At 59.7% G+C, this 12,859-nt stretch carries 13 protein-coding genes; all 13 read right to left on the bottom strand.

Annotated features, from left to right (window positions below):
* Positions 1-39: 39 nt before the first annotated feature.
* The 13 genes from ACP15U_RS15995 to ACP15U_RS15935 all read right to left on the bottom strand — a co-directional run bounded on the left by ACP15U_RS15995 (position 40) and on the right by ACP15U_RS15935 (position 12,727).
* On the bottom strand, positions 40-213 hold the full coding sequence (locus tag ACP15U_RS15995; RefSeq protein WP_425046155.1) for a hypothetical protein: 174 nt from the start codon (positions 211-213) through the stop codon (positions 40-42).
* Positions 213-818, bottom strand: a complete 606-nt coding sequence (locus tag ACP15U_RS15990) for an NADH-quinone oxidoreductase subunit C (RefSeq protein ID WP_425046154.1) — start codon at positions 816-818, stop codon at positions 213-215. The genes ACP15U_RS15995 and ACP15U_RS15990 overlap by 1 nt, the downstream gene beginning before the upstream one ends.
* Before the next feature lie 13 nt (positions 819-831).
* Positions 832-1,365: a NuoB/complex I 20 kDa subunit family protein gene (locus tag ACP15U_RS15985; RefSeq protein WP_425046153.1), complete on the bottom strand. Its 534-nt coding sequence runs from the start codon at positions 1,363-1,365 to the stop codon at positions 832-834.
* The gene (locus tag ACP15U_RS15980; RefSeq protein WP_170451948.1) at positions 1,356-1,721 is read right to left on the bottom strand and encodes an NADH-quinone oxidoreductase subunit A; all 366 of its coding nucleotides are present in this window, start codon (positions 1,719-1,721) and stop codon (positions 1,356-1,358) included. Before ACP15U_RS15980 ends, ACP15U_RS15985 begins: the two co-directional genes overlap by 10 nt.
* Positions 1,722-1,905: 184 nt before the next feature.
* Positions 1,906-2,691, bottom strand: a complete 786-nt coding sequence (locus ACP15U_RS15975; RefSeq protein WP_425046152.1) for a crotonase/enoyl-CoA hydratase family protein — start codon at positions 2,689-2,691, stop codon at positions 1,906-1,908.
* A 58-nt stretch (positions 2,692-2,749) separates the two neighbouring features.
* Entirely contained in the window at positions 2,750-3,604 is an 855-nt protein-coding gene (locus ACP15U_RS15970) for a hydroxymethylglutaryl-CoA lyase (RefSeq protein ID WP_425046151.1), read from the bottom strand.
* An 85-nt stretch (positions 3,605-3,689) separates the two neighbouring features.
* A complete protein-coding gene (locus ACP15U_RS15965; RefSeq protein WP_425046150.1) occupies positions 3,690-5,621 on the bottom strand; it encodes an acetyl/propionyl/methylcrotonyl-CoA carboxylase subunit alpha in 1,932 nt (643 codons plus the stop codon).
* Between the two features lie 18 nt (positions 5,622-5,639).
* Complete coding sequence (locus ACP15U_RS15960; protein ID WP_425046149.1) at positions 5,640-6,188, bottom strand: thermonuclease family protein; 549 nt, start codon at positions 6,186-6,188, stop codon at positions 5,640-5,642.
* Positions 6,189-6,290: 102 nt separating this feature from the next.
* Positions 6,291-7,895, bottom strand: a complete 1,605-nt coding sequence (locus ACP15U_RS15955) for a carboxyl transferase domain-containing protein (protein ID WP_425046148.1) — start codon at positions 7,893-7,895, stop codon at positions 6,291-6,293.
* Complete coding sequence (locus ACP15U_RS15950; protein ID WP_425046294.1) at positions 7,892-9,424, bottom strand: AMP-binding protein; 1,533 nt, start codon at positions 9,422-9,424, stop codon at positions 7,892-7,894. The genes ACP15U_RS15955 and ACP15U_RS15950 overlap by 4 nt, the downstream gene beginning before the upstream one ends.
* A 22-nt stretch (positions 9,425-9,446) precedes the next feature.
* On the bottom strand, positions 9,447-10,610 hold the full coding sequence (locus tag ACP15U_RS15945) for an isovaleryl-CoA dehydrogenase (protein ID WP_425046147.1): 1,164 nt from the start codon (positions 10,608-10,610) through the stop codon (positions 9,447-9,449).
* A gap of 165 nt (positions 10,611-10,775) precedes the next feature.
* Positions 10,776-11,972: a DegT/DnrJ/EryC1/StrS family aminotransferase gene (locus ACP15U_RS15940; protein ID WP_425046293.1), complete on the bottom strand. Its 1,197-nt coding sequence runs from the start codon at positions 11,970-11,972 to the stop codon at positions 10,776-10,778.
* Positions 11,973-12,064: 92 nt separating this feature from the next.
* A complete protein-coding gene (locus tag ACP15U_RS15935; protein WP_425046146.1) occupies positions 12,065-12,727 on the bottom strand; it encodes an HAD-IA family hydrolase in 663 nt (220 codons plus the stop codon).
* Positions 12,728-12,859: the final 132 nt, after the last annotated feature.

Genomic DNA, 12,859 nt, shown 5'->3' with positions numbered 1-12,859 from the left:
CGGCCAGAAACCCCAAGAACTCCAACGGAAACGGAACCATTACAGCTTCTCCAGTTCTTGCAGTTTGATGCCCATCCACCAGAGCAAAACGATCGTACCGAAAGGCACGAGACAGGCAGCGGCCCAGTATTTGTTGATGCCAAAGAACGGCAACAGCTTGACCATCGGGATCGCCGTCAACGCGGACAGGATCAGCCACCAGATACCACCCATCACTTGGCCTCCTGCTTCTCGTCCCCTGGCAGGATGTATTCCGCACCTTCCCAAGGGCTCATGAAATCAAATTGCCGGTATTCCTGAACCAGAGAAACCGGTTCGTAGACCACACGTTTCTCGACCTCGTCATAGCGAACCTCGGTGTAGCCGGTGGTCGGGAAGTCCTTGCGCAGCGGGAAGCCGCGAAAGCCGTAGTCAGTCAAAATCCGGCGCAGGTCCGGATGACCCGAGAACAGGACGCCAAACATGTCGAACACTTCGCGTTCGAACCAGTTGGCCGAAGGGTGAACATCCACAATCGATGGCACCATCGCATCCTCGCGGATCGAGACACGCAACCGAATGCGCTGGTTCTGGTACATCGACAGGAAATGATAGACGACGTCAAACCGCTTGGCCCGTTCAGGGTAATCGACACCTGTGATATCGACGAGCGTCGAAAATTTGCAGGTTGGGTCGGATTTCAGAAACTCAACAAACCCGACGATGTTCGAGGGCGCCACGTCAACATTCAGTTCGTCATAGCTGACGTCCCAAGACAGGACGCAATCAGGGCGCTTCAGCTCGATATGGGTTCCAAGTTCCTTGAGTGCTTCGCTCATCTCAGGTCCCTCCTCAGCGCACGATGGTGCCGGTTCGGCGGATCTTGCGTTGCAATTGCATCAGTCCGTAAAGCAGCGCTTCGGCGGTCGGCGGGCAACCGGGGACATAGATATCCACCGGAACCACGCGGTCGCAGCCACGCACCACCGAGTAGGAATAGTGATAGTAGCCGCCACCATTGGCGCATGACCCCATGGACAGCACGTAACGCGGTTCGGGCATCTGGTCATAGACCTTGCGCAAGGCCGGAGCCATTTTGTTCGTCAGCGTTCCTGCCACGATCATCAGGTCGGATTGGCGCGGAGACGCGCGCGGTGCGATGCCAAATCGCTCGGCGTCATATCGCGGCATCGACGTATGCATCATTTCGACCGCACAGCATGCCAGACCAAAGGTCATCCAGTGCAGGCTGCCGGTTCGCGCCCAGTTGATAATGTCCTCGGTTGACGTCAGCAGGAATCCTTTGTCCTGCAATTCCGAGTTCAGCGCCTGTGTCGCGACTTCCTTGTCCACACCAGCAGCTTTGGCACCTGTCGTCACTCCCATTCCAGGGCCCCTTTCTTCCACTCGTAGGCAAATCCAATGGTCAGGACCGCGAGGAAAACCATCATCGACCAGAAGCCCACGTCACTGATGTCCTTGAAGCCAACGGCCCAAGGAAACAGGAAGGCGATTTCGAGATCGAAAATGATGAAGAGGATCGATACGAGGTAGAACCGCACATCGAACTTCATCCGTGCGTCATCAAATGCATTGAACCCGCATTCATACGCGCTGACTTTTTCGGGATCGGGATTGCGGACAGCCAGAACCACCGCCGCGAGAATCAGGACTATGCCGAGGCCGACGGCTACGGCCAGAAACACCAGGATCGGGAGATACTCCCGCAACAGCTCTTCCACGAGTGGCTCCTTTCCTGCGTGCCCGCGAGAGACACGCCGTCAATTGGCATGTTGGCTAGAGCTTTCTCTACTCCTGACACCCCATAGGGTCAACCGAGCGTAGCAGTCGAATCGTGCGTTAATCGACGCAGGCGGAGGTGTATTACATCTGCATCTTTTCCAATGCGTTGCCCTTTCCGCTGGGTCACCCGATCCAGCCCGGCTTGCGCTTGTCAAAGAACGCTGCGATCCCTTCGACAGCCTCTTCCGTTTCCCACCGGTCCACCAACGCGCGGATGGTATGATCTATCGCCTTATCGTCGATTTGCGGGCCCAGATCGTGAACCAGTTGCTTGGCCGACGCCACCGCACCGGGCGCGCAGGAAAGATAGGGCAGAACCTCAGCCTCGACCGCTTCGGCAAGATCACTTGCGGGCACGATCCGGGCTAGCAATCCCAGTTTCACTGCCTCTGCCGCGTCAAACAGCCGGGCCGACATGAACACGCGCCGCGCCCGGGCTTCGCCCATCCGGGCCACGACATAAGGGCCGATTGTCGCCGGGATCAGCCCCAGCCTTGTCTCGGTCAGCCCCATCTTCAGGTCATCGACCCCTATCGTTACATCGCACACGCTGGCCATGCCGACACCACCCCCAAAGGCATTTCCTTGAACTGCACCAATCAAGGGCTTGGGCAGCGTATTCAGCGCCTGCAGCATCTCCGCCAGCTTGCGGGCCTCCCGGAACCGGGTTTCGGGATCTGCGGCCATTTGTGCCTGCATCCAGCCCAGATCCCCACCTGCACAGAACGTCTTGCCCGCGCCAGTCAGCACCACGACCCGCACCGTGTCGTCCCCGGCCAGTCGCCCTGCCGCCTGCGTCAGGTCGTTCAGCATCTGCGCTGACATCGCATTGTGTTTTTCCGGCCGGTTCAGCGTTAGGGTTGCTACGCCACGCGCGTCGGTTTCAAGGATCACGGTTTCGAATGTCATTCTGACTTCCCCCATTTGACGCATTCAGTGTTCAGCAGATCATCTGACAGGAAACCCGTCAGGCAGAGCGCATGGCCCGCGCCATCCCAGCCGCTTCCTCCAGAACCGCCAGATCCAGCCCGGTCGGGTGCCCCAAACGCTCGAGATGTGCGGCAACGGCCTCGGTTGCTACATTTCCTGCCGCGCCGGGTGCATAGGGACAGCCCCCCAACCCGCCGACGGCAGCGTCGAACACCCGCATTCCCAGCGAAAGCGAAGCATCTATGTTCTCCAGCGCGTGCCCGGCGGTATCGTGATAATGACCGGCCAACCGCCCGATCGGAACAGCTTCGCGCACAGCAAGCAGCATCCGGGCAATGCTGTCGGGCGTTGCTTTGCCGATCGTGTCACCAAGAGAAATCTCATAACAGCCCAGCGCGAACAAACGGTCCGCAACCGCGGCGACCTGTGCCGGTGCGGTTGGCCCGTCATAAGGGCAGTCGGTCACGCAGGAGACATATCCCCGCACCGGAAGATCGATGTGGCGCGCCGCTTCGAGCACCGGCTCGAACCGTTCGATGGATTCAGCGATGGAGCAATTGATGTTGGCACGGGAAAAGCCTTCGCTGGCGGACGCGAAAATTGCGATCTCGTCCGCCCCGGCTGCAAGGGCGTCTTCGTATCCCCGCATGTTGGGGGCCAGAGCAGCATAGCGAACACCATCCGCGCGCGCGATACCCGACAGCACTTCGGCAGAGCCGGCCATTTGCGGCACCCACTTCGGAGAGACAAAGCTGGCGACCTCGATCCGCCCGAACCCGGCCCGGCTGAGACAATCGACAAGTGCAACCTTCTCCGAAACCGGGATCTCCCGCTTCTCATTCTGCAACCCGTCGCGTGGCCCTACCTCGAAAATTTCAACCCGATCGCCCATCATGCCTCTCCCACTTGCGGCGTCCCGCGCCAATTGCGCTTCTTTGCCGACCCCAGCCTGCGCCGAGGTCGAGCAATGGGCAAGCCTACTCCTCTTCCAATCGCACCAGCGCGGCACCGGCCTCGACCTGATCTCCAGCCGCAGCAAGGACTTCGGCCACGACACCATCCCGGGCTGCCAGCAGGGCGTGCTCCATCTTCATCGCTTCGAGAATGGCCAGCCTGTCGCCCTCAGCAACTGCCTGACCCGCCTCGGCAAAAACAGCCTTTACCAGACCCGGCATCGGTGCTTCGACAACATTGCTGTCACCGCCAGCAGACCCTGCCCGGTCAAGCGGATCAACCACTTCGAACATCAACCCATACAGGTCGAAAACGGAGATTTGAGAGCCTGATGTTGCAGTTTCCGGAATAACGACCCCGTCAATTCGCCAGTCACCCTGCGATTTTTCAGCTATGACTGACTGACCATCAACTGTCCAAGTCTGTCGGTTCTGGTCCTCCACCTGCACGTCGATCGCACAGATCTCATCTTGCCATTTCAGTTCGACGGCCCGGTGAAGCGGCGCCCACAGGGTAAACCCGGCGTCCGGAGCGACGTCAATCAGGTCCAGCGCCTGCATTGCCGCTGCCACCTTGTGTCGTGGCGCGGCAACGGGTTCGAGAACAAGGGTTTCGAGGTCCCGGCCGATTAGATCGGTATCGACCTCACCTTTGGCAAAACCCTCATGCGCGGCCAGAGCGCCCAGAAAGGCAAGGTTTGTCACGGTTCCGCCCACCTGCGTTTCAACGAGCGCCCGGGACAATCGAGACAAGGCCACCTCGCGCGTCGAGCCATGCACGATGACCTTGGAAATCATCGGATCATACCAGGGGCTGATGGTATCGCCGGCCCGCACACCGCTGTCAGCCCGTGCAATTTTTGGAAATTGGAGATGGGTCAGAGTGCCGGTTGCCGGCAGAAACCCCTTGGGAACGTCCTCGGCGTAGAGCCGGGCCTCGAATGCATGACCTGTGATCGACAGATCCTCTTGAGCGGCCGGCAAATTCTCACCTGCCGCAACGCGCAATTGCCATTCCACCAGATCGACGCCGGTAATCAACTCGGTGACCGGATGTTCGACCTGCAACCGGGTGTTCATTTCCATGAACCAGAAGCCGTCAGGGCGTAGCCCCTTGCTGCCGTCGACAATGAATTCGACCGTGCCTGCCCCCTTGTATCCGATGGCTTCGGCAGCCCGCACCCCGGCCTGTCCCATGGCTGCGCGCATTTCCTCGGTCATGCCCGGCGCGGGCGCCTCCTCGATCACCTTCTGGTGGCGCCGCTGCAGCGAGCAATCCCGTTCGAAGAGATGCACTGCCTGAGAGCCATCACCGAAAATCTGCACCTCGATATGGCGCGGTTTCTGTATGTATTTCTCGATCAGAACATCCGGGTTGCCGAATGCTGTCGTTGCCTCGCCCTGTGCACTCTTCAACGCTTCCATGAAATCATCAGGGCGTTCGACAAGGCGCATGCCCTTACCGCCGCCGCCTGCCACGGCCTTGATGAGCACCGGATAACCGATGGCATCGGCTGCCCCAAACAGATGTTCCGGGTCCTGATTGGCACCGTGATAGCCGGGCACCACCGGCACACCGGCCTCTTCCATCAGCACCTTGGCCGCATCCTTGAGACCCATCTTGCGTATGGCAGAGGCCGAGGGACCGATAAAGATCAGCCCGGCGGCTTCAACCGCCTCAACGAAATCAGGGTTCTCCGACAGAAAGCCATAACCGGGATGGATCGCCTGAGCTCCTGTTGACAGAGCTGCCCGGATAATCTCGTCACCCTTCAGGTAACTGTCGGCTGGAGCCGGGCCGCCGATACGAACCGCCTCATCGGCCAACGTAACATGTTTGGATTGTGCGTCCGCGCCGGAATACACCGCGACGGTTGCAACCCCCATCGATCCGGCGGTTTCCATTACCCGGCAGGCAATTTCACCACGGTTGGCTATCAGGATTTTGCTAAACATCTGCGGCCTCCAAATTGGTCAGCCGCACCACCCCTTCCGCTTTCCACCGGAGTAAGGTCTGCCGTGACCCGAATGTATCATGACTTGTGACAATGGTTTTCCGTCCACGTATACCGCAGCGAGACGCCGCTGGTAGCGGTCCGATCCCTGCAGAACCACAGATGTTTCTTCCGCTCGGATTAACTGATAGCGCAGGAACCATGTTGCGGCGGTACCCCGAACGAATTCCGACGGACATTCCGGGCTGAACACTTCCGGTGTATCGAACCCCAGCAAACGCGCTTTCATAGTACCGCGCGATGGACACCACAGGCGCACCGTGTCGCCGTCTGTCACGGATACAATGCGGCATCCGTCGGACTGGATCATTTGCCGGCCTGCTACCGCAAAGTCGGGCAGGAGTTGGACCAGAACCAAGGCGCTGGCTCCCAACACCATAACCGCCTGCAGGTAGAATGTGGGATCTCGTTGCCGTTGCGTTGGTGCCTTGGGTGGCAGCCCCATTCCCCATTTCGGTGTCTTGCGGTAGCCGCGGCTGAACCGAATGACCTTGCCTTTGCGCGCCATTTTCTTTGCCAGGTTCCGAGATTCGTAGTCTTGGCAAAGTCGCTGTCACAGAGCTTGCCCGCAAGAGTGAAGTTCGCATTGAATTGGAACGCATAATCGACCTCACATCCGGAACACGCCAAAGCGTGTGTCTTCGATTGGGGCGTTGAGTGCAGCACTAAGCGACAATGCCAGTACGTCGCGGGATTTTCGCGGGTCGATGATGCCGTCATCCCAGAGCCGGGCCGAGGCATAAAGCGGGTGCGACTGGTGCTCGAACATGTCGATGGTGGGCTGCTTGAAGGCGGCTTCGTCCTCGGCCGACCAGGTCTCGCCTGCCCGTTCGATGGCGTCGCGTTTCACCGTTGCCAGCACGCCTGCCGCCTGTTCGCCGCCCATCACCGAGATGCGGGAATTGGGCCAGGTCCACAGGAACCGGGGCTGATAGGCGCGCCCGGCCATGCCGTAATTGCCCGCCCCAAACGAGCCGCCCACCAGCATGGTGATCTTGGGCACGTTGGTGGAGGCAACCGCGGTGACCATCTTGGCGCCGTGGCGCGCGATGCCCTCGTTTTCGTATTTGCGGCCCACCATGAAGCCGGTGATGTTCTGCAGGAACAGGAGCGGGATCTTGCGCTGGGAGCAGAGCTCGACGAAATGTGCGCCTTTCTGGGCCGCTTCGGAGAACAACACGCCATTGTTGGCGATGATGCCGACAGGGCAGCCTTTGACATGGGCAAATCCAGTCACGAGCGTTTCGCCAAAGCGCGGCTTGAACTCGTCAAAGCGCGACCCGTCCACCAACCGCGCGATCACCTCTCGGATGTCATAGGGTGTGCGCAGGTCGCCCGGCACCACGCCGAGGATCTCCTCGGGGTCATAGGCCGGGTTTTCCGGGCTCTGCCAGTCCACCGTTTGGGGCTTGCGCTTGTTGAGCGATTCCACCGCACGCCGGGCCAGTGCCAGCGCATGGGTGTCATCCTCAGCCAGATAATCCGCCACTCCGGACAGGCGGGTGTGCACGTCGCCGCCGCCCAGATCCTCGGCGCTCACCACCTCGCCGGTGGCGGCCTTGACCAGCGGCGGGCCGGCCAGAAAGATCGTGCCCTGTTCCTTGACGATGATGGTCACGTCGGACATGGCCGGAACATAAGCGCCGCCAGCGGTACAGGAGCCCATCACCACCGCGATCTGCGGGATGCCTTTGGAGGACATCCGGGCCTGGTTGTAGAAGATACGCCCGAAATGGTCACGGTCGGGGAAGACCTCGTCCTGATTGGGCAGGTTGGCGCCACCGGAATCCACCAGATAGATACAGGGCAGATGGTTTTCCTCGGCAATCTCCTGCGCGCGCAGGTGCTTTTTGACCGTCATGGGATAGTACGTGCCGCCCTTCACCGTGGCGTCATTGCAGACCACCATGACCTCTTGCCCATGCACCCGGCCAATTCCCGCAACGACACCGGCGCAGGGGGCCGCGCCATCGTACATGTCATGTGCCGCCGTGGAACCGATTTCCAGGAACGGTGACCCGGGATCAAGCAAATTCGCCACCCGTCGGCGCGGCAACATCTTACCGCGCGCCTCGTGCCGGGCGCGCGATTTCTCTCCGCCACCCACCCGGGCGGCCTCGGCTGCTTGCGAGATCTGCGCCAGAGCCTCAAGATGGGCAGCCCGGTTGGCCTTGAACCCCTCGGATGAGGGCATGGCTTTGGACGTGAGTTTCACTGGTCAGCCTCCTGTTCCGCCGCTGCGCGGCGCTTGAGTTCCTTTCGGATCACCTTGCCGGTCACGGTCATCGGCAAAACATCCAGAAAATCGATTTCTCGCGGAAATGAATGATGTGCGAGCCTGCCCCGAACCCAATCTTGCAGGACCTTTTCAGACGTCGCCGCACCCGGTTTCAGCACCACATATGCTTTCACGATTTCCGTTCGCAGTTCGTCCGGCTTACCGACAACGCCCACGGTTGCGACATCCGGGTGCGTGAGCAGGCAATCTTCGATTTCAGAGGGTCCGATACGGTATCCCGCGCTGGTGATCACGTCATCCTCGCGGCCGACAAAGCGCAGGTAGTCGCCCTCCCAGATGCCGCGATCGCCGGTGATCAGCCAGTCACCGCGAAACTTGTCGGCGGTGGCGGATGGGTTGTTCCAGTATTCCAGCATCATCGAAGCGGATCCACGTCGCACCGCAACATCCCCTTCGTCTGCTGTGGGCTGACCATCTGCATCAAGAACGGCAATCTCGTGTCCGGGCACAGTCTTGCCGATGCAGCCGGGTCGCACAGGAAAGTCTGTGGCACAGGACGAAGCGATCATGTTGCACTCTGTTTGGCCATAGAATTCGTTGATCTCCAGCCCGAAGGCGCTGCGGCCCCATTCCAGCATCTCGGCACCCAATGGCTCACCGCCCGAGGCAACCGAGCGCAGATCGGGAATCGACATGCCGTCGGTTTTCAACATGCGCAGCGCAGTGGGTGGAAAGAAGACATTGCGCACGCCGGCTCGTGCAACCAAAGCGGCGCAGGCATTCGCGCTGAACTTGTCAAGCCGCCCGGCGACGACCGGAATTCCCAGTGCCAGCCCGGGCATCAGAACATCGAACAGACCACCGATCCAAGCCCAGTCGGCTGGGGTCCAGAGGCAATCACCATCTCGGAGATGATTGTGGCTTATCGAAACACCAGGGAGGTGCCCGGTCAGAACCCGGTGACCGTGCAAGGCCCCTTTGGGGCTGCCGGTCGTTCCCGAAGTATAGATCAACACGGCCGGATCCTCAGGCCCCGTATCGGCAAAGGAAACAGGATCGCCCCCGATACCGATCTCCGCGGCCATGAGAGGGGTCGCCAGATCGCTGAGCTGCGCTGCGCCTTCGGCATCTGTCAGCACGTATTCCACACCTGCATCGCCAAGCCGGGAGGCCAGCGCATCATGCTGAAACAGTTTGAACAGCGGAACAGAAATCGCGCCGATCTTCCAGATCGCCAGATGGGCTGCTGCGCACCAAGGCGACTGGCTGAGCAGCACCCCGACACGATCACCCGGGGAAACTTCGCGCACCAAACGGCGGGCGATGCCATCGGTCATCTCCGACAATTCGGCAAAGCTCACTTCGCGGCAAAAGCCGCCCGAGAGTTCTTTAATCGCAATCGCATCAGAAGATTGGGACAGGCACTGCCGCGCCATGTTGAGACGGGCGGGAATGTCCCAGCCCCCCTCTGGCTTCAAGCCCGGTATCGTCCCGACATCCCGCATCGCCATTGTCCGCAGCCGCCGGTCAGAGCATCTTGCTCATCATTTCACGACCGATCAGCATGCGGCGGATCTCGCTGGTCCCTGCCCCGATCTCCATCAGCTTGGCATCCCGGAAAATGCGGCCAACAGGGTTGTCCGACAGATAGCCCGCGCCACCAAATGCCTGTACGGCCTGATGGGCCTGCACCATTGCCTGCTCAGAGGCATACAGACAGCAGGCGGCGGCATCCTGTCGGGTGACCTCACCACGATCGCAGGCTTTTGCGACCTCGTAGATATAGGCCCGGGCCGAGTTCATCGCCGTATACATGTCGGCCATCTTGCCCTGCATCAGTTGGAACGAACCGATCGGTTTGCCGAACTGCTTACGCTCGGCCATGTAAGGCATGACCTCATCGAGACAGGCGGCCATGATACCCGTGCCGATGCCAGCAAGAACCACCCGCTCATAGTCCAGACCGGACATCAGCACCGCAACGCCCCGGCCCTCTTCGCCAAGCACGTTTTCGAACGGGACTTCACAATCCTCGAAAATCAGTTCGGCTGTGTTCGAACCACGCATACCCAGCTTGTCGAAATGGGGTGATGTCGAAAATCCCTTCATCTCCTTTTCGATCAGGAAAGCGGTAATGCCCTTCGATCCGGCCTCAGGATCAGTCTTTGCATAGACCACCAGCGTATCCGCATCCGGCCCGTTGGTGATCCAGTATTTGTTGCCGTTCAGTCGATAGTGGTCGTTTCGTTTTTCGGCGCGCAGCTTCATTGAGACAACATCGGAACCGGCAGAAGGTTCCGACATGGCCAGTGCGCCGACATTTTCACCGGAAACAAGCCTTGGCAGGTATTTCTGCTTTTGCTCGGCAGTTCCGTTGAGCTTGATCTGATTCACACAGAGGTTGGAATGTGCGCCATAGGACAGTGAAACCGAGGCACTGGCCCGCGCGACCTCTTCGACCGCAATGGTATGGGCAAGATAACCCATATCGGCGCCACCGAATTCTTCGGGAACAGTAATGCCCAGCAGACCCAGTTCGCCCATCTCTTGCCAGAGCTCGGCCGGAAACTCGTTGGTCTGGTCGATATCAGCCGCCATCGGTTTAACGCGCTCTTGCGCCCAGCGATGCACCATTTCGCGAAGCGCGTTTACGTCCTCGCCGAGATCGAATTGCATGGTTGCGTTGAACATCGCACCCTCCCCTCGCATTAATGAACAACCGTTCAATAACGGCATAACAGGGAATCAGGGCACCGGTCAATCATTTAGCTGCAGGCGGAAAACCACGGCGGAATCAGGCTGCGGCCAGCCACTGCCATTTCGGGAACTGACGGGTTGTGAGCATACCCGGCTGAATCAGGCGTCCGATTGATAGACTGCGCCAACCTCGGACCGGATAATCCGCGCGATCAGATCACAATCATCAAGACTGAAGGTCAGCGGCACTCGCATGTCGAGGATACCCGCCAGAATCCGGTCACTACTGGGCATGGGCGTGCTGTTCGCATAGCGCCAACTGTCATATCTGGAAGTGAACGCCGACGGTTCGGCGGCACCAAACCACTTCAACTCAACGCCTCGTTCGGAACATCTGCGCATGACGTCGAGCAATTTGCTCTCTTGCCAGTCCAAAAGCAGAAACTGGATCGAGGAGCCAACATACTGCTCCATTTCCGGGCGCTCTATCACCGTCAGCCCCGGAATGTTCCGCAATCCTGCTTCGAGACGGCGGTAGCGGTCATTCCACCGTGCCACCTGCTGTTTCAGATCGCGCAATTGCGGACGCAGGATCGCCGCACGCAGATTGTCCATCCGCCCGGAGATATTCGGCGTGTGATACTTGATCCGCTCAAAAACTTCTGGTCCGGGTGCCGCAAGGTGGCGCTCGTACAACATGTAGGATCCCGACATCACGATGGACCGGGCCGCGAATTCCTCGTCGTCGGTGACCAGCAAACCACCTTCCCCGGAATTCACATGTTTATAGGTCTGGCAGGAGTAACAACCCGCCAAACCATGCCGCCCGGACGGAACGCCGTTCCATTCGGCACCCATTGTGTGTGCGCAATCTTCGATCACCCTGAGCCCGGAGGCGCTGCAGATCTCCATCAGCCGATCCATGTCGCATACATGCCCACGCATATGGCTTAACAACAGGACCGAAGCCTGGTCGGCCTTGGCGACCAGATCCTCAAGATCGATAGTCAGGTTCCGCGTCACTCCGACAAACACGGGCTTGGCACCGACCGAGGCGATTGCTCCGGGCACCGGCGCGAGCGTAAATGCATTGGTCAAAACTGAATCGCCAGGCTGCACCCCTGCTGAGCGAAGCGCCAATGCCATGGCGTAACCACCAGATGCGACGGCAACGCAATATCGCGCTCCGGTCAGGGCTGCGAACTCCTGTTCCAGCAATGCCGTTTCGCTCAACTCGGCCTCGACGACGTTGTAGCGGTGCAGCCGACCATGGCGCAAAACCGCCAAAGCCGCTTCGATTGCCTCATCGGGAATCGGTTCCTGCTGGGTGAAACTGCCTGTGAACTTTTCGGTCATGGCATAGGTTTTGCGGCCAAGCTCACAGCCGGTCAAGCCTGTAACCTGTCGATTTCAGAAGCCGAAACGCCAGTTTCCAACCCGCGCTTGCGTTAACCGATCAGGCGCGAAACCATTTCCGGCAATGCATCGAAATGATCGAGCAACCCTTCTGGCTCCAATGCAGCCATGTCCGCCCCGGACGGACCAAAGGTAACAAGCACGGACGGCACCCCTGCATTTCGCGCCGTGTTTCGGTCGGTATCTGAATCGCCGATCAACACGCACAGATCGGGATTGCCTCCGGCCCTGCGGGCGGCCTCTCGCAACGGCTCGGGATCAGGCTTGCGCACCGGCAGGGTATCGGCGCCGATCAGCGATGCGAATTCATCGCGCACACCCAGCCGCCTCAACAGAAGATCAGCCAAGGCTTCGGGTTTGTTCGTGCAGATGCCCACGCCGTATCCAAGCGTTTTCAAATTGCCCACCGCTTGTAACGCACCAGGGTAGAATTCGGTATGTAGGTCGATCGCTTCGCGATAGGCATCCAGCAGGATCGGATAAAACCGGTCGACGGTATCCGCATCATAGGCGCCGATGCGCTCCAACCCGCGGGTCAGCATCATCCGCCCGCCACGCAGGGCAATGCCTGCATCGGCTCCAGGTTGCAGAACATCACCATGACCCATCTGCCGGAAACACGCGTTGGCCGCCGCCAGCAGGTCACCGGACGTGTCCGCGAGTGTTCCGTCCAGATCGAATATGACTGTGCGCATCAACTGAATCCTGCATTTTGCCCAATCGGCGTGTTTCCGCCCCTCCTGTGCACCAGCTTGTTGCAGTTCGCAACCGAGTTTGATCGCCCGCCACCTTGCGCCGCCCGGTTCAACAGCTAAAACAGGCCGCAA

The organism is Primorskyibacter sp. S87, from assembly GCF_049801055.1.
In the GTDB taxonomy this organism is placed as follows: Bacteria; Pseudomonadota; Alphaproteobacteria; order Rhodobacterales; family Rhodobacteraceae; genus JBNAGF01.
This window is presented reverse-complemented; position numbering and strand designations above follow the sequence as displayed.